Annotated in this window: 19 protein-coding genes; 7 read left to right on the top strand and 12 right to left on the bottom strand. The window is 67.2% G+C overall.

What is annotated here, in order from left to right:
• Nucleotides 1–49 precede the first annotated feature (49 nt).
• From IFT82_RS05090 to IFT82_RS05080, 3 genes are all read left to right on the top strand, one after another.
• Nucleotides 50–1,297, top strand: a complete 1,248-nt coding sequence (locus IFT82_RS05090) for a putative DNA modification/repair radical SAM protein (RefSeq protein WP_192125185.1) — start codon at nucleotides 50–52, stop codon at nucleotides 1,295–1,297.
• A 13-nt stretch (nucleotides 1,298–1,310) separates the two neighbouring features.
• A complete protein-coding gene (locus IFT82_RS05085; RefSeq protein ID WP_192125183.1) occupies nucleotides 1,311–2,702 on the top strand; it encodes a UdgX family uracil-DNA binding protein in 1,392 nt (463 codons plus the stop codon).
• Between the two features lie 104 nt (nucleotides 2,703–2,806).
• On the top strand, nucleotides 2,807–5,251 hold the full coding sequence (locus tag IFT82_RS05080; RefSeq protein WP_342355051.1) for a S9 family peptidase: 2,445 nt from the start codon (nucleotides 2,807–2,809) through the stop codon (nucleotides 5,249–5,251).
• Here the strand turns inward: IFT82_RS05080 and IFT82_RS05075 are convergent.
• From IFT82_RS05075 to IFT82_RS05055, 5 genes are all read right to left on the bottom strand, one after another.
• The gene (locus IFT82_RS05075) at nucleotides 5,223–6,512 is read right to left on the bottom strand and encodes a S1 family peptidase (protein ID WP_192125179.1); all 1,290 of its coding nucleotides are present in this window, start codon (nucleotides 6,510–6,512) and stop codon (nucleotides 5,223–5,225) included. The genes IFT82_RS05080 and IFT82_RS05075 overlap by 29 nt on opposite strands.
• Nucleotides 6,513–6,685: 173 nt before the next feature.
• Nucleotides 6,686–7,975, bottom strand: coding sequence for an amidohydrolase family protein (locus IFT82_RS05070; protein WP_192125176.1), 1,290 nt, complete (start codon nucleotides 7,973–7,975; stop codon nucleotides 6,686–6,688).
• Nucleotides 7,972–9,405: an amidohydrolase gene (locus tag IFT82_RS05065; protein ID WP_192125174.1), complete on the bottom strand. Its 1,434-nt coding sequence runs from the start codon at nucleotides 9,403–9,405 to the stop codon at nucleotides 7,972–7,974. Before IFT82_RS05065 ends, IFT82_RS05070 begins: the two co-directional genes overlap by 4 nt.
• A 76-nt stretch (nucleotides 9,406–9,481) precedes the next feature.
• Nucleotides 9,482–10,297, bottom strand: a complete 816-nt coding sequence (locus IFT82_RS05060) for a transglutaminase-like domain-containing protein (protein WP_192125172.1) — start codon at nucleotides 10,295–10,297, stop codon at nucleotides 9,482–9,484.
• On the bottom strand, nucleotides 10,297–11,244 hold the full coding sequence (locus IFT82_RS05055) for a transglutaminase family protein (RefSeq protein ID WP_244646524.1): 948 nt from the start codon (nucleotides 11,242–11,244) through the stop codon (nucleotides 10,297–10,299). Before IFT82_RS05055 ends, IFT82_RS05060 begins: the two co-directional genes overlap by 1 nt.
• 8 nt (nucleotides 11,245–11,252) lie before the next feature.
• Between IFT82_RS05055 and IFT82_RS05050 the strand changes: the two genes are divergently transcribed.
• A complete protein-coding gene (locus IFT82_RS05050) occupies nucleotides 11,253–12,011 on the top strand; it encodes an N-formylglutamate amidohydrolase (protein ID WP_192125170.1) in 759 nt (252 codons plus the stop codon).
• 18 nt (nucleotides 12,012–12,029) lie between these two features.
• Here the strand turns inward: IFT82_RS05050 and IFT82_RS05045 are convergent, their stop codons facing one another.
• The 3 genes from IFT82_RS05045 to IFT82_RS05035 all read right to left on the bottom strand — a co-directional run bounded on the left by IFT82_RS05045 (nucleotide 12,030) and on the right by IFT82_RS05035 (nucleotide 17,816).
• A complete protein-coding gene (locus IFT82_RS05045) occupies nucleotides 12,030–13,409 on the bottom strand; it encodes a family 43 glycosylhydrolase (RefSeq protein WP_192125168.1) in 1,380 nt (459 codons plus the stop codon).
• Nucleotides 13,406–16,648 carry a glycoside hydrolase family 2 TIM barrel-domain containing protein gene (locus tag IFT82_RS05040; RefSeq protein WP_446740943.1) on the bottom strand — a complete coding sequence of 1,081 codons (3,243 nt, stop codon included), beginning with the start codon at nucleotides 16,646–16,648 and terminating at the stop codon, nucleotides 13,406–13,408. Before IFT82_RS05040 ends, IFT82_RS05045 begins: the two co-directional genes overlap by 4 nt.
• 76 nt (nucleotides 16,649–16,724) lie before the next feature.
• Entirely contained in the window at nucleotides 16,725–17,816 is a 1,092-nt protein-coding gene (locus IFT82_RS05035) for a glycoside hydrolase family 43 protein (RefSeq protein WP_192125164.1), read from the bottom strand.
• Nucleotides 17,817–18,029: 213 nt separating this feature from the next.
• On the opposite strand from IFT82_RS05035, the gene IFT82_RS05030 reads away from it, so the two are divergent.
• Both IFT82_RS05030 and IFT82_RS05025 read left to right on the top strand, forming a co-directional pair.
• Entirely contained in the window at nucleotides 18,030–18,932 is a 903-nt protein-coding gene (locus IFT82_RS05030) for a hypothetical protein (protein WP_192125162.1), read from the top strand.
• The gene (locus tag IFT82_RS05025) at nucleotides 18,929–19,384 is read left to right on the top strand and encodes a hypothetical protein (RefSeq protein ID WP_192125160.1); all 456 of its coding nucleotides are present in this window, start codon (nucleotides 18,929–18,931) and stop codon (nucleotides 19,382–19,384) included. The genes IFT82_RS05030 and IFT82_RS05025 overlap by 4 nt, the downstream gene beginning before the upstream one ends.
• A 126-nt stretch (nucleotides 19,385–19,510) precedes the next feature.
• Here the strand turns inward: IFT82_RS05025 and uvrA are convergent, their stop codons facing one another.
• A complete protein-coding gene (gene uvrA / locus IFT82_RS05020) occupies nucleotides 19,511–22,414 on the bottom strand; it encodes an excinuclease ABC subunit UvrA (protein WP_192125158.1) in 2,904 nt (967 codons plus the stop codon).
• A 125-nt stretch (nucleotides 22,415–22,539) separates the two neighbouring features.
• On the opposite strand from uvrA, the gene IFT82_RS05015 reads away from it, so the two are divergent.
• Nucleotides 22,540–22,950 carry a hypothetical protein gene (locus IFT82_RS05015; protein ID WP_192125156.1) on the top strand — a complete coding sequence of 137 codons (411 nt, stop codon included), beginning with the start codon at nucleotides 22,540–22,542 and terminating at the stop codon, nucleotides 22,948–22,950.
• On the opposite strand, the gene IFT82_RS05010 is transcribed toward IFT82_RS05015, so the two are convergent.
• The 3 genes from IFT82_RS05010 to odhB form a co-directional block, all read right to left on the bottom strand.
• On the bottom strand, nucleotides 22,915–23,280 hold the full coding sequence (locus IFT82_RS05010) for a GCN5-related N-acetyltransferase (protein ID WP_342355050.1): 366 nt from the start codon (nucleotides 23,278–23,280) through the stop codon (nucleotides 22,915–22,917). The two genes, IFT82_RS05015 and IFT82_RS05010, sit on opposite strands and share 36 nt — an antisense overlap.
• Nucleotides 23,281–23,489: 209 nt before the next feature.
• Nucleotides 23,490–24,893: a dihydrolipoyl dehydrogenase gene (gene lpdA / locus IFT82_RS05005; RefSeq protein WP_192125154.1), complete on the bottom strand. Its 1,404-nt coding sequence runs from the start codon at nucleotides 24,891–24,893 to the stop codon at nucleotides 23,490–23,492.
• A gap of 122 nt (nucleotides 24,894–25,015) precedes the next feature.
• Nucleotides 25,016–26,257 (bottom strand): 2-oxoglutarate dehydrogenase complex dihydrolipoyllysine-residue succinyltransferase, encoded by a 1,242-nt coding sequence (odhB, locus tag IFT82_RS05000; protein WP_192125152.1) that lies wholly within the window; start codon nucleotides 26,255–26,257, stop codon nucleotides 25,016–25,018.
• Between the last annotated feature and the right edge of the window lie 52 nt (nucleotides 26,258–26,309).

Here is a 26,309-nt window from a genome sequence, read left to right as displayed (position 1 = left end):
CGCCCAGCCCGCCCTTGTGAGCGCCTGCCCCGGAACGTATATCGAACGCATGGCGCAGCTGGACACACGGGAGAAGCTGGCGATCCTCGCCGATGCCGCGAAATACGATGCGTCCTGCGCGTCGTCCGGCACCGCCAAGCGCAATTCGGCGGACGGCAAGGGCATCGGCTCGACCGAGGGGATGGGCATCTGCCACGCCTATGCGCCCGATGGCCGCTGCATCTCGCTGCTCAAGATCCTGCTGACCAACAGCTGCATCTTCGACTGCCATTACTGCATCAACCGCAAGTCCTCGAACGTCCGCCGCGCGCGTTTCACCGCGACCGAGGTCGTGAACCTCACCCTCTCCTTCTACCGCCGCAACTATATCGAGGGGCTGTTCCTCTCGTCCGGCATCATCGGCTCGTCCAACTATACGATGGAACAGATGGTCGAGGTGGCGCGGTCCCTGCGCGAGGATCATCATTTCCGCGGCTACATCCACCTGAAGACGATCCCCGATGCCGATCCCGAACTGGTGCATCAGGCCGGGCTGTACGCCGACCGCATCTCGATCAACGTCGAACTGCCGACCGTCGGCGGGTTGAAGCGGCTCGCCCCCGAAAAGGACGCCGCCCGTATCGAGGGCGCGATGGCCGCCAATACCGATGCGATCGTCGACAACAAGGATGCGGTGAAGCGCTACAAGTCCGCTCCCCGCTTCGCCCCCGCCGGCCAGTCGACCCAGATGATCGTCGGCGCGGATGCCGCCACCGATGGCGATATCGTCCGCCGCGCCTCGTCGCTCTACGACCGGTTCGCGCTCCGCCGCGTCTATTATTCCGCGTTCAGCCCGATCCCGGATGCCAGCGACGTGCTGCCGCTGCAACGCCCGCCGCTGATGCGCGAACACCGGCTGTACCAGTCCGACTGGCTGATGCGCTTCTACGAATTCTCCGCGCAGGAGGTGGTCGCCGCCGCCGACGACGCCACGGGAATGCTGCCGCTCGACATCGATCCCAAGCTGGCTTGGGCGCTCAAGTTCCGCGACCGCTTTCCCGTCGACGTCAACCGCGCGCCCCGCGAAATGCTGCTGCGTATTCCCGGTCTGGGGGTGAAGGCGGTGAACGGCATCCTCGCCACCCGCCGCTGGCGCAAGCTGCGGCTGGAGGATGTCGCCCGCCTCACCGTCTCGATCGCCCGGCTGCGCCCCTTCATCGTCGCGGAGGACTGGCGGCCGGTGGTGCTGTCCGATCAGGCCGACCTGAAACCGCTGGTCGCGCCGAAGAAGGAGCAACTGGAGCTGTTCGCGGCCTGATGCGTCGATCCTGATGCACACCGTCACGCTGACCGACCCCGACGATTTCGACGGCTGGCGCGACGCCGCCCGTCGTCTCGCCGCGCAGGGCGTGCCCCCCGACGACGTGGTCTGGCAGGTCGGCACCGTGCCCACCGACCTGTTCGCGGGCGAGGGCAATGCCGACGCGCCGCCGCCTTCGACCACGATCGCCTTCTCCGTCCCGCGCGCCTTCGTCGATCTGGCGCGCAGCGTCGTGCTGGCCGCCGACCCCGAACGCTTCGCCTTGCTGTACACGCTGCTAGTCCGGCTGCGGCGGCAACCCAAGCTGATCGAGGACCGCGCCGATCCGCTGGTCCGCCGGCTCGACACCATCGCCAAGGGGGTGCGTCGCGACATCCACAAGATGCGCGCCTTCCTGCGCTTCCGCGACATGCCTGACGATCACGGCTCGCGCTACGTCGCGTGGTTCGAACCCGAACACCACATCCTGCGCGCCAACGCCGCCTTCTTCGTCAACCGCTTCGCCAGCATGAGATGGTCGATCCTGACCCCCGCCGCCTCGCTCCACTGGGACGGCACCTCGCTGAGCGAAGGCCCCGGCGCCACCAAGGCGGAGGCGCCGGACGGCGATCCGGTCGAAGAGGTGTGGAAGACCTATTACGCCAGCATCTTCAATCCCGCCCGCGTGAAGGTCGGCGCGATGCTGAAGGAGATGCCGCGCAAATATTGGAAAAACATGCCCGAAACCGCGTTGGTGCCGCAACTGATCGCCGGCGCGCAGGCACGGGAGACAAGGATGATCGATACGGCCCGCGATGCCGTCGGCGGCAACAGTATGATCGCCTGGGATGCGTTGCGCGAGGAGGCGGCCGGCTGCACCCGCTGCCCGCTCCACAAGCCCGCGACGCAGACCGTATTCGGCGAGGGGCCGGTCGATGCGCCGCTGATGTTCGTCGGCGAACAGCCCGGCGATCAGGAGGATATCGCCGGCCGTCCCTTCGTCGGCCCGGCGGGGCAGGTGTTCGACCGCGCGCTGGCGGCGGCGGGGGTGGACCGGTCGCGGGTGTACGTCACCAACGCGGTCAAGCATTTCAAATACGAACAGCGCGGCAAGCGCCGCATCCACGCCAAGCCCGGCGCGGGCGAGATCGAGGCGTGCCGCTGGTGGATCGATCAGGAACGGATGCTGGTCCGCCCGAAGATGACGGTGGCGCTGGGCGCCACCGCCGCCCGCTCGCTGTTCGGCCGCGTCGTCACGATCGGGCGGGAACGCGGGCGCGAACTGCGGCTGCCCGATGGCGGCGCGGCGTGGATCACCGTCCACCCCAGCTATCTGCTGCGCCTGCCCGATCAGGCGATGGCCGACGAGGAATTCGGCCGCTTCGTCGAAGACTTGCGACAGGCGCATGCGCTGCTCGCCTGAAGGATGGGCCGGAAGAATGGGCCTGAAGAATGGGCCTGAAGAATGGGGTTGCGGCGGGCGGTTCCGCCCCGCACACTCCGGCCATCGTTCAGGGGACCCTATCCGTGAAGCCATATCCGATCGCCGCCGCCCTGCTGCTGGCCACCACCGCCCATGTTCCCGGCCATGCCCAGGCCCCGTCCACCTATCACCCCGCGCCGCCCGCCATCGCCCGGATACTGGCGCAGGCACCCACGCCGGGCGTCACGGTCAGCCCCGATCACCGCGTGATCGCGATCTGGGGTCGCGAGAACCTGCCGACCATCGCCAACCTGTCGCGCCCGATCCTGCGGCTGGGCGGCTATCGCATCGATCCCGCCACCAACGGTCAGGCGGAGGTGCGCGTCCAGTGGCTGAACGCGCTGACGCTGCAGGATTTGGCCAGCGGCAAACAGGTGAAGGTGGCACTGCCCGTCGGCGCGCGGTTCAGCAACGCCAGCTGGTCGCCCGATGGCCAGCGGCTGGCGATGGTGGTGCAGGGTCCGGCCGGGCTGGCGCTGTGGACGGTGACGCGCGACGGCACCGCCCGCCAACTGGTCGATCACGTCAACGCCGCCTTCTCCGGCGCGCCCTATGCGTGGCTGCCGGACAGCAGCGCGGTGATCGTCCGCACCGTCGACCCTGCGCGCGGCCCCGCGCCGGTGGCGGGCGACGCACCGGGCGGGGCGATCGTGCAGGAAAGCACCGGCCGCACCGCCGCCGCCCGCACCTATGAGGATCTGATCCGCGACGCCGCCGACGAACGGCTGTTCGACTATTATTTCACCGGCCTGCTCACCCGCGTGCCGGTGGACGGCGGGGCCGCCGCCACGATCGGCAAGGCGGGGCTGTGGACCGACTTCGCCGTCTCCCCCGATGGCCGCTACCTCATGACCGAGCGGCTGAAGCGCCCCTACAGCTACCTGCTGCCCGCGCGCTTCTTCCCGACCGAGATCGCGGTATCGACGATCGACGGCCAGCCGGTCCGCACCATCGTCGACCGGCCGCTCGCCGACGATCTCGCGGTCGATTTCGACGCGGTCGTCACCGGCCCGCGCGAGGTGGAATGGCGGTCCGATGCCCCCGCGACGCTGGTCTGGGCGGAGGCGCTCGATGGCGGCAACCCCCGCGCGAAGGTGGCGCTACACGACCGCGTCCTGATGCAGGCCGCGCCCTTCGCCGCCGCGCCGGTCACGCTGGCGGAAACGCAGGCGCGCTATCGCGGCACGTCATGGGGTAATGACGGGTTCGCGATCGTGGCGGATGCCGAATGGCGTACCCGTACCGAGCATCGCTATGCCGTGTCGCCGGGCCGGCCGGGCACCGAGCGGCTGATGCTGACGCGCAATTATCAGGATCAATATGGCGATCCCGGCCAGCCGATCACCGAGAACAACGCGGCGGGCAAACCGGTGATGCGCTTCACCCGCGACGGCGGCGCGGTGTTCGTGACCGGCGAGGGCGCGACGAAGGACGGCGCCTTCCCGTTCCTCGCCACCCTGCCGGTCGCGGGCGGCACGCAGGAACGGCTATGGACCGCCAAGGCGCCGTATTACGAGGACGTCGTCGCGCTGCTCGACGATGACGGCAAGCGCCTGCTCACCCGCCGCGAAAGCGCGAAGGACGCGCCCAATTACTATGTCCGCGCCGCGAAGGGCGGATCGGCCAAACCGATCACCCGCTTCCCCGATCCCGCGCCCGCCATGGCGGGGGTGACGCAGCGCACGATCACCTACAAGCGCGCCGATGGCCTGCCGCTGTCGGGCACATTGTACCTGCCCGCCGGGTACGAGGCGAAGCGCGACGGCCCGCTGCCGACCTTGCTCTGGGCGTACCCGTCCGAATTCACCAGCGCCGCGACCGCGGGGCAGACGGTGGATCAGGGCAACCGCTTCACCCGGCCGCGCGGGATAAGTCACCTGTTCCTGCTGACGCAGGGCTATGCGGTGCTCGACGATCCGGCGATGCCGATCGTCGGTGAAAACGGTGCGGAGCCCAACGACACCTATATCGAGCAACTGACCGCCGATGCGAAGGCGGCGGTCGATGCGGTCGTCGCGCTGGGGGTCGGCGATCGCAACCGGATGGCGGTCGGCGGGCACAGCTACGGCGCGTTCATGACCGCCAACCTGCTGGCGCATACCGATCTGTTCCGCGCCGGCATCGCCCGCTCGGGCGCCTATAACCGCACGCTGACCCCGTTCGGCTTCCAGGCGGAACAGCGCACCTACTGGCAGGCCGCGCCGACCTACAACGCGATGTCGCCCTTCTCCTATGCGGACCGGATCAAGGAACCGATCCTGCTGATCCACGGGCAGGCAGACGACAATTCGGGCACCTTCCCGATCCAGTCCGAACGCATGTACGCCGCGCTGAAGGGCAATGGCGCCACCGTGCGCTACGTCGTGCTGCCGGGCGAGCCGCACGGCTACCGCGCGGCGGAATCGACCGGCGAGACATTGTGGCAGATGACCGACTGGCTCGACCGCTACGTCAAGCCGGTCAAGGTCGCGGCGGCACCGGCTGGATGACCGGGGCGCGGATCAGCGACCAGCCATCCGGCAGATAGTCGGTCGACATGTAGAAGTAGAAGGCACAGCTGCCGTCGCTGCGGTAGCTGCCGCCCTTCAGCACGCCGAGCGCGGTGGTGCCCGCGAACACCGGTGCGCCACTGTCGCCACTCTTGCAGGTCGGGCCGGCGGCGGTGATCCAGGTCGGCAGGCACGCACCTCCGCACAGGTCGCCGGCGGGCGCGAAGTCGGTCAGTTCGATCGGTGAACAGCTATACCCGGTCCGCTCGCCGCGATGGCACACGGTGTCGCCCGCGCGGGCGGAGGTGCGGCGGCGCTGGCCGGTGACGGGGCGGGCCAGCCGCTTGGGCGTGTCGGCATAGAAATAGGGGCTGGCCGCCCCGGCGGTCACGTTGACCTGCACGTCCTGATGGCCCCAGCCCCATTGCCCGACCATCGGCAACGCCACCGCCGCCCCGCCCGCCGGATCGATATAGGACAGCGTGTCCGGGCAGTGCGCGGCGGTGACGACACCCTGCCGCACCCCGTCCGTCACCGAGAAACCGGTGGTGCAGGCGTACCGCCGGCCGTCGACCGGGCTGGTGCCGACCACGCGGGCGCCGCCCTCCACTGCCACCATGTCGGCGGCGGTTTCCTGCATGTCGCCTGCCATATCGAAGTCCGGGCGATCGACCGCGCGCACCCGCACCGGCACCCCTGTCATCGCGGCGAAGCGCGCCTGCAATGTCGCCACCCCGTCACGGTCGGCATCGACCCCGGCGACCATCACCACCAGCTCGCCCGTTCGCTGGTCGATCCCGATGCCGGGCGGACGGCGCAGCGCGGCGCGGATCGCGGGCTGATGCTGCGTCAGCGCGGCGAGCAACTGCGCCCGCGTCGCCGAGGTCGCGACCCGGAAATCGACCGGCACCGTCATGCCGCCCGCCGGCAGGATGCGCCCCGGCACCGGATCGCCGGCGGTCAGCAGCACGACGATGCGGAACGCGGGCACATGCTCGATCGCGATACCCGCCAGCCGGTCGCCGAATTCGGCAGCGATCGCATCGGTCGCCGCCACCGTCGCCGCCTCCGCCCGCAACCGCCGCACCGCATCGTCCAGCGGCACCGCATATCGCCCGGCATAGGCGGCGGCATCCTGCGCGACCGCCTCGTCGGCGGTCTGGAGGTGAGCGGGCGGCGTCTGGGCGACCGCGCTGGTGGAGCCGACGAATAGCAGTGAAGCGGCAAGGCGGATGGCCGGCGAGGAGCGGAAAAGGAACACGCGCCCTTCATACCCGATCACCATAAATCAGTACTGAATGAGGCCCATCGACCCCACCCAGTCACCACCCCGGCGGCGGCCGCGGTCCAGTTGGGTGAACGTCAGTTGGACGTCACCACCGCCATCCCGACTGGACCCCGGCCTCCGCCGGGGTGGAAGATCGATGACCGCCCCTACCGCGAATACGCCTTGGGCAGCGCCGTCTCGCCCGGCGTCAGATACCGGTCGCGCAGGCGGCGCTGGCGGGAATTCATCGGCTGCGACCGGCCGTCGATCCACACCGCCTCCGCCGCCGACGACAGTTCCAGCGGATCGCCGCTCCACACCACCACGTCCGCGCGGCGGCCGGGGCGCAGCGAGCCGATCTCGGCATCCAGCCCCATCACCTGTGCCGGCTTCGACGTGATCGTCGCCAGCGCCTGCCCCCAGTCCAGCCCGGTCGCCCCCGGCACCTTGCCGATCGCCACCAGATTGCCCGCGAACTGGGTCAGGCCGTGTTCGCCGCCGCTGCCGTCGAACAGCACGCCGACGATGATCCCCGCCCGCGTCATCCGGCCGACATTGGATTCGGTCGCCGCCAGTTGCTCGAACGAGGCGGGCAGGTCGGCGATCGCCGACGCCATCACCGGCACCCGCGCCGCCGCGATCTCCTGCGCCACCATCCAGCCCTCGCCCGCGCCGGCCAAGACCAGCTTCAGCGACGGATAGCGGCGCGGCAGGGTCAGCACCTGCCGGATGTCGCTGGCCCGCTCGACATGGACCACCAGCGGCATCCGCCCGTCGAGCACCGGCAGCAACGCCTCCGCATCGGCACGCTTCAACAGCGCGTCGCGCCCGCGCCCGTCGAACGCGGCGGGGTTGCGGCGGTAATCGGCGGCCTGTGCGAAGGCGTCGAACAGCATCGCATAGGCCGCCGGGCGACTGCCGCCGGCATGGTCCGCGCCGCTTTCGCCCAGTTCGACATACTGGAACGCGCGGGGTTTCGTGACGGGATCGGGATCGGCGCCCAGATCGATGATCGCCCCCTGCCCGCCGAAGATCGACGTGCTGGCGTCGCTGGTCACGATCGCGCGCGTCACGCCGCCGGCGCGCTCGTTGCCGATGATGACGCCATTGGGGTTGAGCGCGGTCGACACGTCGAGCGCGGCGTTGAACGGCGAGGTCCGCGCGCCGCCGTCGTTGCTTTCGCCGACGCCGCCGGCATCGACCAGCCCGAGGCTGCCGATCCCCGCGACGATGCCGGGCGTCACCCATTTGCCGGTCGCGTCCACCGTCTGCGCGCCCGCCGGCACCGCGACGCCGCGCCCGGCGGCGACGATGCGGCCGTCGCGGATCACGACGGTGCCGCCGGGGATCGGCGCGGAACCGTCGCCGATCGCCACGGTGCCGCCGGTGATGGCGATGGTCTGCGCCGCGACGGGCGCGGCCACGAATGCGGCGGCGAGGAGCAGGAGCGCCTTCACTTCACGTCTCCTTCGCCCGGCTGGCCCAGTTCGAAATCGCTGACCGGCCGTCGTTTGGGATCATTCGCATCGTAGAGCAGCGCGCCATCGACCCACACCTTCTCCGGCCGCGTATAGATGCTGAGCGGATCGCCGTTCCACAGCACCACATCGGCCATCTTGCCGGGCTTCAGGCTGCCGGTGCGATCGTCGATACCCAGCGCCTTGGCCGGCGCCAGCGACAGCCACCGCCAGGCGGCCGCGTCCGACACCTCGATACCCGCGCGGCGACCGGCGGCCAGTGCCTTGGCCACTTCCTGGTTCAGGCGCTGGATGCCGTTGGCGTCGTCGGAATGGATCATCACGCACGCCCCCGCCTTGTGCAGGAGCGCGAGGTTCTCGCCGATGCCGTCATAGCTTTCCATCTTGAAGCCGTACCAGTCGGCCCACACTGCCGCGCAGGTGTCGTTCTGCTTCAGCAGATCGCCGATCTTGTACGCCTCCACCGCGTGGTGGAACGCCGTCACCTTGTATCCGAACTCCTTGGCCATATCCATGACGATGGCCATCTCGTCGGCGCGGTAGCAATGGTTCTGGACGCGGATTTCGCCCGACAGCACGCCGCGCAGCGTATCCATCGCGATATCGCGGCTCGGCTCGTCGCCGCCCTGATCCTCGTACCGGTCCCACTTGCGCCTGTAGTCGGCCGCCTTCGCCCAAGTCTGCCGATCGACCGCGACATTGCCCATCCGGGTCGCGGGCTTGCGCCCCTTGCTGCCATAGACGCGCTTCGGATTCTCGCCGCACGCCATCTTCAGGCCGTACGGCGCGCCCGGAAACTTCATCCCCTGCATCGTGCGGGCATAGACGTTCTTCAGCACCACCGATCGCCCGCCGAACAGGTTGGCGGAGCCGGGCAGGATCTGGAGCGTGGTGACGCCGCCATTGGCCAGCGCGCGACCGAAGCCGGGGTCCTGCGGCCACACGCTGTGTTCGGCCCACACGTCCGCCGTCACCGGATCGGTCGCCTCGTTGCCGTCGGACAGCGCCTGCACGCCGGGGCTGGGATAATCGCCCAGATGGCTGTGGATATCGATGATGCCGGGGGTCACCCATTTGCCGGTGCCGTCGATCACCGTGGCGCCGGCCGGGGCGGTCAGGCCCTGCCCGATGCCCACGACCTTGCCATCCGCGAACAGCACCGAACCGCGCTCGATCCGGCCGCCTTCCCCGTCATAGACGGTGACGTTGGTGACCAGTGTCGCCACGCCGGGATAGGCGCGATAGGTGGAGGGGAAGGGATCGTGGCTATATCCCTTGCCCCGGCCGGGCGCGGGCGCCTTGGGCTTGGCCGATACGGTCTGCGGCCGCTCGTCGCCCTTGCTCGCGCAGCCGCCCAGCACCAATGCCCCGGCCAGCGCCGTCGCCGCCCACAAACCCCGTATCGCCATGTCGCCCCCTTGGTCGTTGAAGGGGATGGTAAGCGAGCGACCGGACACCGTAAATGCCCTGCCGGACGATTAACGCTCAGGCGACGGCATCGACCTCGTCGGTATGCACGTCGAACCGGACCAGCGTGGTCCGCCCGAACGCGGTGGTCAGCGCGGTATCGGTGGCGTCGCGGCCCCGCGCCATCAGGATGCGGCCGATGCGCGGATGGTTGTGCCGCGCGTCGAAGGTATGCCAGCGCCCGCCCAGATACACGTCGAACCACGCGGAGAAATCCATCGGCGCGTCGACCGGCGGGATGCCGATATCGCCCAGATAGCCGGTGCAATAGCGCGCGGGGATGTTCATGCAGCGGCACAGCGTGATCGCCAGATGCGCGAAATCGCGGCACACGCCCTGCCGCTCCTGATACGCATCCCACGCGGTCTTGGTCGCGCGGGCATGGTGATAGCCGAACTCGACATGGTTGTGCGTGAACTCGACGATCGCGCGCACCCGCTCCCATCCGGCGGGGATATGGCCGAACAGCGACCAAGCGGTGTCCGACAGCCGGTCCGTCTCGCAATAGCGGCTGCCGAGCAGGAAGATCAGCACGTCGTCGGGCAGGTCCTCCACCGCGTGCTGCACCGCATCGGGCGCGGCCGGATCGGGCAGGCCGTCATCCTCCACCACGAAATCGCACGACAGCGTCACGCCGCCCGCCGGGATCGTGATCCGGGTACACACATTGCCGAACGCGTCCTGGTAATCGTACATCGGTACCGGCGGATCGGCGGCGATGCGGTGCAGCGTGCGCAGGTCCTTGTTGCGGGAGGGATGGACGCTCAACATCGCCAGCATCGGTGTCGCCACCTCGGCATCGAAGGCGATGTCATAGCCAGCACGGATCAGCATCAGCCGGTTTTCCTCATGTCGGGGGCAGCGGTGGGGACAGCAAGCGCAGGGGGCGCGTCGGCGGGATCGATGCGCGCGTCGACGGTGACGGTCATGTCGAGGAAACTGCCGGGAAACCCGCTCCACGTCCCCGATACCGGCACCGCCTGATAGATATCGCGGACCACCGCGACGCGGATCAGCCCACGATTGCCGACGATGCCGTTGGTCGGATCGAATTCGACCCAGCCCGATCCCGGCAGGTACACCCGCACCCAGGCATGGGTGTTGCCGCCGCCCACCGGCATGTCGCCGCTCGACGGGCCATAGACGTAGCCGGACACGAACCGCGCCGCGAAGCCCAGCGCGCGCACCGCCTCGATCATGAACATCGCATAGTCGCGGCAGGTGCCCTTCATCCGCGACAGCGTCTCGATCGGGCTCTGCGTGCCCTTTTCGGCGCGGGGGACATAGGTGAATTCGCGCCGGATCGCGGTGGTCATGTCCGACAGCATCGCCAGCGTGTCGGTGCGCCCGGCCGGATTGACGAAACGGCGCGCCCAGCCATCGATCAGCCGCAGCGGATCGTGATGCTGCCGCTCGATCGAGCGCAACAGGTCCGGCATCTCCTCCGACGAATAGGTGAAGGGATAGGACCGGGCATATTCCTCGATATCGACATGCTGCAGTTCGGCAGGGGTATGCAGCACCCGCACCCGGCTGTCGAACACCAGTTCCTTCGCGCGCCGGTCGAACGTGGCAATCGCCACCGCATTGCCGAACACGTCCTGCAACCACCGGACATCGGCGGGTTCGGGAAAGATCGTCAGCCGCGCGTCGAGCAGATGCTGGTCGAAACTCTCGCGCGGGCGCACCATCACCCGGTGTTCGCCGAACGATACGGGGTGACGATAGCTATAGGTCGTGACATGGGACAGGTTCAGGAACGGCAAAAGGCGACCCCCCATGGCCCAGGATGCTTGATACACCCATAGAACCGTTACTGGGTCATAACGATCCCGACCCGGTGCAGATCGTCAATCCCGACGGGCGTTCCGATCTGCTGCTGATCGGCGATCATGCCGGCAATGTCGTGCCGGCGGCGCTCGGATCGCTAGGGATCGGGCCGGACGATCTTAACCGGCACATCGGCTGGGACATCGGCATCGCCGGTCTGGGCGAGGCGCTGGCGGGGATGCTGGATGCCGTCTTCATCCGCCAGACCTATTCGCGGCTGGTGATCGACTGCAACCGCGATCCCGCCCGCGCCGATGCGATGCCCGCGGTCAGCGACGGCACCCGTATTCCGGCCAACGAGGTGCTGACCGGCGCGGACCGGGCCGCCCGCGTCGCCGCGATCCACGCGCCCTATCAGGCGGCGATCGCGGCCGAACTCGCGCGACGCGATGCGGGTGGGCGGCAGACGCAACTGGTGTCGCTGCACAGCTTCACCCCCGCGATGGCGGGCGTGGCGCGGCCGTGGCAGGTCGGCGTCCTGCACGATCGCGGCGAATTGAGCCTGACGCACCGCACGCTTGCCCGACTGCGCGCCGACCCGACGCTGACGGTGGGCGACAACGAACCGTACCGGATGGACGGCATCGACCATACCGTGCCCCGCCACGCCTATCCCGACCGGCCCTATGTCGAACTGGAAGTGCGGCAGGACCTGCTGGCCGATGCGGCCGGCGTCGCGGCATGGGCAACGCGGCTGGCGGCGGTGCTGGGAGAGTAGGAACGATGGCGGGATGGATCAGTCGATCCCCCACTCCCACAACCCCGCATCCGCCCCGGTGAACGTCACCCGCAGATACCGCGCGCTGCCGTGATGCGGCACGACGATCGGGGAGCCGCGACGCTCCGCCACCGCCGCCACAGTCCGCCACATGCGCCCGTCGTCGGACGCATCGATCCCGAACCGGTAGGCGCGGGTCGCATATTCGGGGCGCAGCCGGCTTTCGCGTACCGCCCGCTTGCGCCCCAGATCGGCGATGATCGTCTGCGGACCCTCGACCGGCGGCTTCCACAGCGTCGCGTAATTATCGTCCGCCGCACGCGCCGCGCCATGCAGCGCATCCAGCCCCGCTCCGCTCGCCGTCCATGGCAGGCCCGGCGCGCGCCTGGCCGCAAAACCCTTCACGTCGCTACCGTGCGAGGGCGCGACGCGGGCCAGCGTCCCGTCGCCGCGCACCGTCAGCGGATCGACCGCCACTTGCCGCAGTACCGCGTCGCCGCCGGTCGGCCAGGGCAATCCTTGCCGATGATAGAGGATATAGGGCTGCCCCTCCGACCGGAAGATCGCGTGATGGCCGGGGCTGATGATATCGCGCGCGGCATCGGTCGCGAGGATCGGGTTGCCCGCCGCCTCCGTGAACGGCCCCAGCGGCGACGATCCGGTCGCGTAGCGGACCTGATAGGTGTCCTTCGTCGTGTTACCGTCGCTATAGGTCAGGAAGTAACGCCCGTTCGCCTTGACCATGAACGGCCCCTCGAAATAATGGCCGGGGGTCACGTCGCGCGGGGTACCGTCGAACGTCACCATGTCCGGCTTCAGCTTCACGACGAAGCAGTGGCCGTTGACCCAGTTCAGCCCGGACCCCCAATAGAGATACGCCTGCCCGTCATCGTCGACGAACGCCTCGGCATCGATCATGTGATAGCGCAGGTCGAAGGACTTCGCGATCAGCGGCTTGCCGCCGTTCGCATCGCGCCACGGCCCGGCGGGCGACGGGGCGGTGCCGACCCACACCTCGCTGCCGACCGACACGTACATCCACCAGCGGCCGTCCCTGCCCCGCACGACGGAAGGCGCCCAGACCTTCGACCCGTTGGAGGTCGGCCCGGTCGCCGCCGCCTTGGTCGGCCAGTCGGGCGTCGAGAAGGTCCAGTCGCGGCCATTGGTCGATTGCCACAGCCCCAGCCGGTCGTCCCCCCAGGGATCGATCGTCGCATAGATGTACCAGCGGCCATCGTGGCGGACGATCGACGGATCGGCGAAGTAACCCGGCAACAGCGGGTTGCGCGCACCGGGCGCATCCCACCGCGCCGGTGCCGGTATTACGGGGGCCTGTGCCGCGACGGGCAGGGCCGCCCCCGCAACCAGCGCGGCGAGGACGATCGCCCCGGCTTTCACTGCACCTCCGTCGCGCGGGCGGGCCGTGCCTTGGCAGGTGTGGTGCCCTCGCCCATAAACGGCTCCAGCCGGAACGCGACGCGGGTCGGCGCCAGCTTCGTCCGGTATTCCTTGCGCGGCTGGCCGATCGCACTCCACGCGGTGTCGCCGCCGACACCCCATTGCGCGGCATCGATCAGCAGCGACACCTGCCCGTGCGGCACGATGTCGCTCGACTTCCACGTCCCCGGCGCGCGGCGGTAGAGATCGGTATAGGGAAAGGCGAGCGCGTTCATCATCAACGGCGTCTCACCGGTCACCCGCAGGCCACCCGCCCCCGTCCCGGCGGTGCCGGACACCTCCATCCAGCGCACGTCGACCTTGTTGCCGGTATCCTGCGGGCGCATGTAATCATGGTTCTGGTCGGCGATCGCCCCGCGCCACAGGCCGATCGCGGCGCCGGTCTTGCGATCGACATAGCTTTCGTGCGGGCCACGGCCGAACCATTCCACCGTCTTCATCGTGGTGGGCATCGCATACGAAAAGCCGATGCGGATCGGCGGCGTCAGGTCGGGCTTCAGCGGCGTGAACTCGCCCGCCACCGCGACCGATCCGTCGCCCGCCATCGTGTAGCTGGTCACGAACCGCGCCGCGCCGTCGCCCAACCCGTGGTCGACCCGCACCTCGGCAGCACCGCCGCCCAGCTTGCGCACCGTGACCGACCGAACCTGCCGGGTTTCGGACATGCCCTTCCACGGCTTCATCTGTGCGGTGGTGCCGGTCAGCGTGTCGTTGTCCGTTTCCGCGCGCCAGAAATTGGGCGCACCGCCGCTGACCAGCGTGGCGCCGCCCCGGGCATAGCCGTCGATCAGCCCGGTCTTGCGGTCGATCGTCAACACCGCGTCACCCGCCGACAGCCGCACCGCGCCGCCCGCATCGCGCACCGCCACCGCGCCGGCGCGCGCCGATGCCGGTTTCGGGGTGGCCGCCAGCGCGAACTGGTCCCAGCCGATCGTGTAATCGGCGGGCACCAGCGGTACCGATCCCGCCTTCGCCCGGGCGCGGACGGTGACCCAATATTCCGATCCCGGCTTGCGCGCGATCACCGGTAGCGGCAGCGTTATCGCCTGCGTCGCTCCGGCGGCGGTGGTCATCGGGGGCAGAGGCCCCTGCGCGACGGCCACGCCGTCCTCCTCCAGCACCCAGTCGAACGCGAAGCCCGACAGGTCGCGGAAGTCATGCCGGTTGCGCACCGTGACGCGGCCGGTGGCAGGGTCGAACCCCTCGAACTGGATCGGCGCATAGACCTTCTGCACCTCGTACAGATGCGGATTGGGCGTGCGATCGGGCTGGGTCAGTCCGTCGCCGAATTCGATGTCGCCGCCCGGATTGGGGCCGTATTCGCCGCCGTCGCCCCAGTAACGCCGCCCGTCCTTCGTGTAGCGGAACATCGACTGATCGACCCAGTCCCACACGAAACCACCCTGCAACTTGGCGGGATGGGCGTAGATCGTGTCCCAGTAATCCTTGAAATTGCCGCCGGAATTACCCTGCATATGGGCATATTCGCACTGGATCATCGGCTGGGTCTGGGTGGTGTCGTTCACCCAGTCGACCATCTTCTCGATCTCGTCGTACATCGGCGCATAGATGTCGACATAGGGATTGGGCTTGTTGGTGCCGCGATCCAGCGTGCCCCAGCCGAGGTACGAGATCAGCCGGCCCGGATCGCGCCGGCGCAGCGCCGCGGCGGCCTTTTCGAAGTTCGGGCCGATCCCCGCCTCGTTACCCAGTGACCAGAAGATGACCGAGGGATGGTTCTTGTCCCGCTCCATCATGTTGGTGACGCGGCTGACATGCGCGCCCTCCCATGCCGGATCAAAGCCGATCTGCAGCTTCGGGCGCAGTTCGGGATGCTTGTTCGCGTAATCCATGTACGCGTGGCTTTCGATATTCGCCTCGTCCATCACGTACAGGCCATATTCGTCGGCCAGCGCATACCAGCGCGGATCGTTGGGATAATGCGAGGTGCGGACCGCGTTGATGTTGTTGCGCTTCATCAGCTCGATATCGCGGCGCATCGATTCCAGCGAGATGACGTGGAACGTCTCGGGATCGTGCTCGTGCCGGTTGACGCCGCGGATCACGATCGGGCGGCCGTTGACCGAGACGCGGCCGTCGCGCATCTCGACGGTGCGGAAGCCGATCTTCTGCGGCGTCGCCTGCACCACCTGCCCCTCTGCATCGAGCAGTTCGACCATCAGCGTGTAGAGATTGGGCGTCTCCGCCGTCCAGGCGCGCACGCCGGGCACGGTCGCGGCCAGCGTGACGACGCGTTCCGCCTTGCCCGGTGCGACGCGCGCCTCCTTCACCAGCACTTGCCGGTCGCCGTCCATCAGCGTCATCCGCGCGGTCATTGCTTGCGTGGCGGGCGTGACGGCGAGGTCGGTGGACAGCATCCCGTCGCGGTACGCCTTGTCCAGCCCGGCATGGACGAACACGTCGCGCACCCGCGTCTTGGGCGCGGCCATCAGGAACACCTCGCGCTCGATGCCCGAGACGCGCCAGAAATCCTGATCCTCCAGATAGCTGCCGTCGGACCAGCGGACGACCTGGATCGCCACGGTGTTACGGCCCGGCTTCACGAACCGCGTCACGTCAAATTCGGAGGGCAGCTTGCTGTCCTCCGAATAGCCGACGTCCTGGCCGTTTACCCAGACCTTATACGCCGATCCCGCCGCGCCGATGTGCAGGATCACGTCCTGCCCGGTCCAGCCGGCCGGCACCTCGACATCGCGGCGGTACGAGCCGACCGGGTTGGTCGCGTGGGGGATCAGCGGGCGGTTGGCGGGAAAGGGATAGGTGATGTTGTTATAGCGGGCCTGGTCGTAACCCTGCGTCTGCCAGTCCGACGGCACCTTGATGCTCTTCCACGCCGACACGTCGTAATCGGGGCGTTCGAACCCGGCGGGCAGCCGGTCCGCATCGGGCGAAAACGAGAATTTCCAGTCGCCGTTCAGCAGCAGGAAGCGTGACGACTGGGTGCGATGGCCCGCCAGCGCCCGCTCACGGCTCTCGAAGGGAAAGCCCGTCGCGCTCGCGGGCAGCTTGCCGCGCGCATAGACCGCCGGGTTCTCCCAGTCGGGCCGGGCGGGATCGACCTGCACCGGCTGTACCTGCGGCGCTCCCTGCTGTGCCTGCGCAGTGGCGGCGGCGAGCGCCAGCGCGCTGATCCCCAGCGTGACCGATCCCTTTTTCACGTCGTTCCTCTCCCGACCATTTCGTTTTCTTGTATGACAATACAGGCCACCCCGGCCGACGCAACCCGCCGCCCGGTCAGCAGTCGCCAGGATCATCCGCTGCCGGCCGCTTTCCCGGTTCGCAGGGATGCGTGGGATAGGCCTCCAGATCGAGTTCGGTCGCCTCGCGCACCAAGCTGACGGTGTCGCCCTCGTCGCGCAATTCATACAACTTGCCCAGCGCGCGGGTGAAGGGGCGGTGCAGCACCATCATCAGCCGCCCGTCGAACGCGCGGAAGACCATGCCGTGGCCGCTGTCGCGCCCCACCAGCGGCGGCAGATGCTCCCACGGCCCGGCGAGATCGCCCGTCTTCGACCGCGCGATCCCCTGGATATAGCCGCCCTTGCCGTAACGGGACCACAGCATCAGCAGCGTGCCAGTGCGCGTGCGGAACAGTTCGGGGCCATCGGTGACGTAGATGTTCGTGCCATCCGCCTGCGGCTGCGCCATCGCCCATGGCGCCTCGTTCGCTCGGAACAACACGCGCGGCGGGCCGGCGGCGGACAGGTCGTCCCTCAGCGGCACCGCCTCGATCGTGCCGATATCGGTCTGCACCCATTCATGCGCATAGACCATCCACGGCTTGCCCGCCGGATCGACATAGAGCGATCCGTCGAGCGTCATCTGCCCCGCCGGCGCCACCAGCTCGCCGCCACGCACCAGCGCGAACGGCCCGCCCGGCCGGCCCGCCACCGCCAGCACCGTCGAGCGGCGATGCAGCGGACGCGCCCCCTTGGCCGGCAGCGGCAGCTTCTCATTGTGGAAAGTGGCGAACAGATACCATTTCCCGCGCCACGGATGCACCTCCGGTGCCCAGGCACCATCGGTCGCCCATCCGTCTTTCGGCCAGCCGAAGACGACCTTGGGTTGCGTCCAGTGCTTCAGGTCGCGGCTGGTATAGGCCATGATCCCGAGCTGGCGGCTCCCGGTCATCCGGGCGTCGTTGCGGGTGAACAGGTGGTAGGTGCCGGTCGCCCTGTCCGCGACGATCCACGGATCGTGGAGCGGCATCTGCGGCATCAGGAGGGGGGCGGCGGGCAACGGTGCTGCTGCCTGTGGCGCCGATACGGCCGGCGCACCTGTCGCCAATATAACGGCGATGACACCAAGCAAGGTCTGATAGCGCATCCGTCTCTCCTTGATTCATTGTCGGCGGACCATCGCGATGGCCTGATCTGCCACGGGACAGGGAAGCCCCCCCCCGATTGGCAATCGCGAATTTAATCGATTATTTTTCTGCATAACTCAGAAGAAATGATCGCGCCTCAGGAGCGGATCACGTAATCGCACATTTGGTAATCAAAAACGCCAAGACAAAGTATGACATATCGGGGACGCGCAATGCCTGCACAACCAGCCAACGTCCGGGGACGCCCAAGAATACAGGGGTCACCCCGTGCATCGGTAGTCGACCTTCAGCATGTCGTCCGCATATGGACCGATCAGCAGATCAAGACTGGTAAGGTTACCGCTACCAAGGCAAACGAGTTTTGGCAGAAGCATGGCAGCAACTATCTTGAAAAAATCAAAAGCTATTTTCCGATCGGAAAGGACATCAAGGAGGGCGCGGCGACCCTACGCCTGATCGCATCCGAACTCGGCATCATGGGTCGCTATTACATCAAGGAATATCGCGGTCGCCCGCACATCATCTTCAAAGGGCATGCTGGCGCTCGCCAGTTCCTGACCGGCACCAGATACGGCATCCAGCATCATAAGATAATCTCGCTGAAGATGACCACGGCCGGTATGAAGGCAGCGGCCAAGGGTGCCCTCGTGTTCGGCATCCTGTTCTGTACGGTAATAGACGTCGTGAATTACATGACCAATGATCGTGCGACGCTGGGGCAGCTGTTTGGATCAATTGGGGTGGACATAGCTAAATGCCTGATCGCGACCGGCGCCGCCTTTGCAACGGGTGTAGGGATGGCCACCTTGATGGGAACAGCCGTGGTCGCGATCGGTCCTGTCGTGATCGCCCTGTTCGTTGGGGTGGGCTTGTCTGTGCTACTGGATATATTGGATAATCATTTTGGTGTAACCAAAAAGCTTTCCGAACTTTGCGACACCGGATTGGCCAAGTTAAAAAATATGGCCAGCGATTTGGCCGATAGCGGCACCGCGACATGGCAGCAGATCGAAAATTCCGAAATAGTTCACGACCTGTCACGGGAGGCCGGCGAATGGTCTGACTGGATCGCAGACCGAGCATCCCGCGTCACTTGGCACCGGGGGTGGCTATGAGCCAGGAAAGCGCTCCACAATGGAAAAGATGGTATCGCTGGCTATTCCTGATACCCGTCGCCATCGGACTTTGGATGCTTGTCTACGGCGTCGGAGAGTGGATCAGGCTGACTGAGGCGCTTCGAACATTACCACCCGAAGTTGTCGTCAGCACGGCAACCAGTGCCCTGCCCCCGCTGGGCATCGGTTTCATCTCCATAGGCCTGTTGGCGTGGATGCCACGCACCGCTGACGGACGCAATCTGAGACCGATCCGCATCGCCCATGGACGGGAACGCGATCCGGGCGCGATCGTGGTCGTCATTGTATTGACGATGCTGGTTCTGTTCGTTGTCACCGGTGTGACGGTACGGATCGTGACAAGCGATGTGTTGTCGAACAGTGGCTATACGGAACAAGTCGAACGCGTCAGCCCTTCGTCGCGGTACATCACTTCACGTTGGACACGTTGATCGCAAGGCCATTTCATCCGATCGCCTGCCTGCGGAACATGCGTTATCGAATGAGTGCATAAAGGCACTCCTCACTCGTTAACATGATCAGTGCAGCGGACTGGCGTCTGAACCCCGGACATATCGTCACTCCGCCGCCACCTGTTCCCCCCGCCCCTTCAACAGCGGCGCCAGATACTTGCCCGTGAAGCTGCGCGATTCCTTCGCCACCACTTCAGGCGGCCCCTCGGCGACGATCTCACCGCCCTTCACGCCGCCTTCCGGTCCCAGGTCCAGCACCCAGTCGGCGGTCTTGATGACGTCCAGATTATGTTCGATCACCACCACGGTGTTGCCCTGTTCGACCAAGGCGTGGAGCACTTCAAGCAACTTGCGCACATCCTCGAAATGCAACCCCGTCGTGGGTTCGTCGAGGATGTAGAGCGTGTTGCCGGTGGCGCGGCGCGCCAGTTCCTTGGCCAGCTTCACCCGCTGCGCCTCGCCGCCCGACAGCGTCGTCGCCTGCTGCCCGACCTTGACGTAGCCGAGGCCGACCTCGACCAGCATCGCCATCTTGTCGCGGATCGGCGGCACCGCCTTGAAGAATTCGGCGGCATCCTCGACGTTCATGTCCAGCACGTCGGCGATGCTGTGGCCCTTGAACTTCACCTCCAGCGTCTCGCGATTGTAGCGCGCGCCGTGGCACACGTCGCATTCGACATAGACGTCGGGCAGGAAGTGCATCTCGATCTTCAGCACGCCATCGCCCTGGCACGCCTCGCACCGGCCGCCCTTCACGTTGAAGCTGAACCGCCCGGGCTTGTACCCGCGCGCCAGCGATTCCGGCAGGCCGGCGAACCAGTCGCGGATCTGGGTGAAGGCGCCGGTATAGGTCGCCGGGTTGGATCGCGGGGTACGGCCGATCGGCGACTGGTCGATGTCGATGACCTTGTCGAGATGGTTGAGCCCCGTCACCTTGTCGTGCTTGCCCGCCAGGATGCGCGCACCGTTCAGTTCGCGCGCGGCGGCGGCGTAGAGCGTGTCGATCGTGAAGCTCGACTTGCCCGAACCCGACACGCCGGTGATGCAGGTGAAGGTGCCGAGCGGGATCGAGGCGGTCACGCCGGTCAGGTTGTTGGCGGTGGCGTTGTGGACGGTCAGCTTCTTGCCGCTGCCCTTGCGCCGCTTGGCGGGCACCGGCACTTCGCGCGTGCCGTTCAGATAATCGGCGGTGATGCTGGTCTTCGACTTCAGCAACTGCTTCAACGTGCCGTGCGCGACGATCTGGCCGCCATGCACGCCCGCGCCCGGCCCCATGTCGATCACGTAATCGGCGGTGCGGATCGCATCCTCGTCATGCTCCACCACCAGCACGGTATTGCCGAGATCGCGCAGGCGACGCAGCGTGGCGAGCAGCATGTCGTTATCGCGCTGGTGCAGCCCGATCGACGGTTCGTCGAGCACGTACAGCACGCCCGACAGGCCGGAGCCGATCTGCGACGCCAGCCGGATGCGCTGGCTCTCGCCCCCCGACAGCGTGCCGCTGGTGCGATCGAGGTTGAGATAGTCGAGTCCGACATTGTTGAGGAAACCGAGCCGCTCGACGATCTCCTTCAGGATACGCTCGGCGATCGCGCGCTGCTGGTCGCCGAGATGGCTCGGCAGATCGGTGAAGAACGCCAGCGCATCGACCACCGACAGACGGGTGGCATGGGCGATGTCCCGCATCGCCACCTTTACCGCCAGCGCCTCCGGCTTCAGGCGCGCGCCGCCGCACACCTCGCACGGGCGCGACGACTGGTATTTAGTCAGTTCCTCGCGCATCCACGCGCTCTCGGTCTGGAGCAGGCGGCGGTTGAGGTTGCCGATCACGCCCTCGAACGGCTTCGACACGTCGTATTTCTTCTTGCCGTCGACGAAGGTCAGCGTGACCGGCTTGCCCTTCGACCCGTGCAGGATCATCGCCTGGACATCGGCCGGCAGGTCGGACCACGGCGTATCGAGGCTGAAATCATATGCCTTGGCCAGGCTGCCCAGCACCTGCATGTAATAGGGCGACGGCGGATTGGATTTCGCCCACGGCACCACCGCGCCCTTCCTGATCGTCAGCGCGTGGTTGGGAACGACGAGGTCCTCGTCGAAGATCAGCTTTTCACCAAGGCCGTCACAGGCCGGGCATGCCCCCTGCGGCGCGTTGAACGAGAACAGGCGCGGCTCGATTTCCGAAATGGTGAAGCCGGATACCGGGCAGGCGAATTTCTCGGAGAACACGATGCGGCCCGGCGGTGCGTTGTCGCCCAGCACCTCCGATTTCGGGGTATGCGGCTCGACCGGATCGGCGGGGTCGAAATAGGCGAGGCCATCGGCCAGTTTCAGCGCGGTTTCGAAACTTTCCGCCAGCCGTGTCGCGATATCCGCCTTGATGACGATGCGATCGACGACGACCTCGATATCGTGCTTGAACTTCTTGTCGAGCGTGGGCGCCTCATCGATCTCGTGAATGGTGCCGTCGATGCGGACGCGGGTGAAGCCCGCCTTCTGCCACTCGGCCAGTTCCTTGCGATACTCGCCCTTGCGGCCGCGCACGACCGGAGCGAGCAGATAGGCGCGCGTCCCCTCCGGCAGGGCCAGCACCCGATCGACCATCTGGCTGACGGTCTGCGCGGCGATCGGCTCCCCCGTGGTCGGGGAATAGGGGATGCCGACGCGCGCCCAGAGCAGGCGCATGTAATCGTAGATTTCGGTGACGGTCGCCACGGTCGAGCGGGGATTGCGGCTCGTCGTCTTCTGCTCGATCGAGATCGCGGGGGACAGGCCCTCGATATGGTCGACATCGGGCTTCTGCATCAGTTCCAGGAACTGGCGCGCATAGGCCGACAGCGATTCGACGTAGCGGCGCTGCCCCTCGGCATAGATGGTATCGAAGGCGAGGCTCGACTTGCCCGAACCCGACAGGCCGGTGATCACCGTCAGCGTATCGCGGGGAATGTCGATATCGACATCCTTGAGGTTGTGCTCGCGCGCGCCGCGGACGGATATCTTGGTCAGCATGGGAGGGTTCTACTTCTGTTCCACGTGAAACGCCAGAGCGGCAAGATAGGAACGCCGCCGCACGCCCACCAGTTGCGAGCGCCGATCCGTGTATTATATCCCTGATACACAAATCGCGGAGCCGCATGATGGGCAAGAAGAAGCACAAGGATCGCCACGGCGACAAGCACGGCCACAAACACGAAACCGGCCATGACGCGAAGCGCGGCGATGGCGCGGCGCGGTCAGGATCGTTTTCGCTGCCGCTCGCCGGGATCGCCGCGATGGTGACGCAGCAGCTGCAGTCCCCCGCCGCCCGCGCCGCGATGGCGACCGGCCTGCGCGCCGCCGCCGATGCGCTGGCGAAACCGGCAAGCCCGCCCACGCCACCCGTACCGCCGGTTCCGCCCCAGTCGGAGGCTGCGGGCACGGTGCCACCTGTGCAGCCCGCCGCGCCACAGGGCACCACCCGTTCGCCCAATCCGGATGCCATCGCCGGCGCGATCGGTGAAGCGGCGGAATTAGTGCTGGCGCGGCTGTTCGGGAAGAAGGGGTAGCGTCGGCCCCTGCCCCGCTTGGTTTGTGAGCTTGCCGCGCCAGATCAGCGACTGTCGATTGAGCATCGCCATGTCGGCCTCGCCCCTAATCGCGGCGCGGCCGATCGCGATGGCCCGCACCAAGGCCGCTGCGCCGGCATGGGCATAGGCGGGGCGGCCGACGACGTGATCGTACCAGCAGCCGCCATAGCTATGGTCGAGCAGGATGCGCTGGAAACAATGATCCGCCCGGATCGGCCATCCTCGCGCCGCGGCAAGGGCGGGAAGGTCGACGCGGGTCAGGTGGAGCCACTCGGCTTCCAGCGCGAGGCGGGGCGGATCATGGGCCACCGACCGGGCCTTTGCATTTTTCTGCGATAAAAATGCTCGCCTTCGCGCCGTGATTGGGCGGGTGGCGAAGCGATCCTGAGCGTGATCCTCGGCGCATCCGGCGTGGGGTCCAATAACCGGCGGGACGTTACGGGAGTAAATCACGTGACGTCGGACGGCGCTTTAGCGCCGCCGGCCGGCCGCGCTAACGGCGCGCAAGACAATTCACATTAGATGTGAATCGGCTTGCCCTGCACCGCCATCGCGGCTTCCTTCAGCGCTTCGGCATGGGTCGGGTGCGCGTGGCAGGTGTAGGCGATGTCCTCGCTGGTCGCGCCGAATTCCATCGCCTGTGCGGCCTGCGCGATCATCGTGCCGGCGAGCGACGAGATGATCCAGACGCCCAGCACCCGGTCGCTCTTGGCATCCGCGATCACCTTCACGAAACCGTCCGTGTCGCGATTGGTCTTGGCGCGGCTGTTGGCGGCGAAGGGAAACTTGCCGACCTTGATCTCGCCCTTCGCCTTGGCGGCTTCCTCGGACAGGCCGACGCCGGCGATCTCGGGCATGGTGTAGACCACGCTGGGGATCACGTCGTGGTTCACGATGCCGGTCTGGCCCGCGATGTTCTCCGCCACCGCGACGCCTTCGTCCTCCGCCTTGTGCGCCAGCATCAGGCCGGGGGCGACATCGCCGATCGCCCAGATGCCGTCGACATTGGTGCGGAAATCATGGTCGATGCCGACCTGCCCGCGTTCGGTCAGCTTAACGCCTGCGGCTTCCAGGTTCAGGCCATCGATGTTGGGCTTGCGGCCGATCGCGACGAGGACGGCATCGGCGGTCAGCGTCGTGCCCTCGCCACCGGCGGCAGGCTCGATCGAGACGGTCGCCGTGGTGCCCTCGACCGCGACGCCGGTGACCTTGGTCGAGGTCATCAGCTCGAAGCCCTGCTTCTTGAACAGCTTGGCCGATTCCTTGCGGACCTCGCCATCGAAGCCCGGCAGAATCTGGTCGACATATTCGACGACCGTAACCTTCGCGCCCAGCCGCTTCCACACGCTGCCGAGTTCGAGCCCGATCACGCCGCCACCGATCACGACGAGGTGTTCGGGTACCTTGGGCAGCGCCAGCGCGCCGGTGCTGTCGACGATGATCTTCTGGTCGATCTCGACCCCGGGCAGCGGCGTGACCGACGACCCGGTCGCGATCACGATGTCGCGCGCGGTGACGGTCTGGTCGCCGATGGTGACGGTGGTGTGATCCTTGAACGCGGCCTTGCCCTTCAGCCACGTCACCTTGTTCTTCTTGAACAGATATTCGATGCCGCCGGTCAGTTCGCCGACCGCCTTCGCCTTTTCGGCATGCATCTGGTCGAGGTTGAGCGTCGCGCCCTGAATCTCGACGCCGAACTTGGCGAGGTGACCGCCGGTCGCCTCCGCATAGAGTTCGGACGCATGGAGCAGCGCCTTGGACGGGATGCAACCGACGTTGAGGCAGGTGCCGCCCAGCGTCTCGCGGCTTTCCGCGCAGGCGGTGCGCAGGCCAAGCTGCGCGGCCCGGATCGCGGCGACATAGCCGCCGGGGCCGGCGCCGATCACGAGGACGTCATAGTCGTAGGTTGGGGCGTCGGCCATCTTCATATCTCCTCCCCGGCGCAGGCCGGGGTCCAGTTGGGGGACATATGGGAAGAGCGTGGCGCTTCGTCACCGCCGCCTTCCCAACTGGGCCCCGGCGTGTCGCCGGGGTGGTTAGTGGTTTACAGGTCGATCAGGATGCGGGTCGGGTCCTCGATCGCGTTCTTGAGCGCGACGAGGAAGGTCACCGCCTCGCGGCCGTCGATCAGGCGATGGTCGTAGCTGAGCGCGAGGTACATCATCGGGCGCACCACGACCTGACCGTTCACCACCACCGGGCGATCCTCGATACGGTGGAGACCCAGCACCGCCGACTGCGGCGGGTTGATGATCGGGGTCGACATCAGCGAGCCGAACACGCCGCCGTTGGAGATGGTGAAGGTGCCGCCCTTCATCTCGTCCATCTTCAGCGCGCCTTCCTTGGCGCGCTTGCCGAAATCGCCGATCGTCTTCTCGATGCCGGCGACCGTCAGGTCCTGCGCGTCGCGGATCACGGGCACGACGAGACCGCCGGGCGAGGACACCGCGACCGAGATGTCGGCATAGTCGTGATAGACGATGTCGTCGCCCTCGATCGAGGCGTTGACCGAGGGAATGTCCTTCAGCGCCATCGTCGCGGCCTTCACGAAGAAGCCCATGAAGCCCAGCCGGACGCCATGCTTCTTCTCGAACAGGTCCTTGTACTTGGCGCGCGCCTCGATCACCGCGGTCATGTCGACGTCGTTGAACGTCGTCAGCATCGCGGCGGTGTTCTGCGCTTCCTTCAGGCGCTTGGCGATCGTCTGGCGGAGACGCGTCATGCGGACGCGTTCTTCCTTGCGTCCGCCGGTCGCGGCGGCGGCAGGGGCCGGTGCGGCAGCGGCTGCCGGCGCGGCGGCGGGCTTGTTCTGCGCGGCGGCCTCGACGTCTTCCTTGGTGATGCGGCCGTCCTTGCCCGTGCCCTTGATCGTGGCGGGATCGACGCCGTGTTCCAGCACCGCGCGGCGAACCGAGGGGCTGAGCGCGGCCGGGCTGTCACCGGTCGGCTCGGCCTCGGCGGCAGGAGCAGGCGACGGTGCCACGGCGGGGGCGGCCGGCGTCTGGGTAACGGCGGGCTGCGGGGCGGCTTCCTTGGGCGCGGCGCTGCCACCGGCATCGACCGTGGCGATCATCGCGCCGACCTGCACCGTATCGCCGACCGCGACCGCGTGCTGGCCCATCACGCCCGCGACGGGACTGGGCACCTCGACCGACACCTTGTCGGTTTCGAGGCTGGCGATCGGTTCGTCGAGCGCGACCGCGTCGCCGGGCTGCTTGAGCCATTCGCCCAGCGTCGCTTCGGTGATCGATTCGCCCAGTACGGGGACGGTGACTTCGGTGGCCATCATTCTATCCTTCCAACCCCGGCCGGAACCGGAGCGATTATCGGGGGTATCG

This window comes from Sphingomonas sp. CFBP 8760 (assembly GCF_014841615.1).
GTDB lineage: Bacteria > Pseudomonadota > Alphaproteobacteria > Sphingomonadales > Sphingomonadaceae > Sphingomonas.
This window is presented reverse-complemented; position numbering and strand designations above follow the sequence as displayed.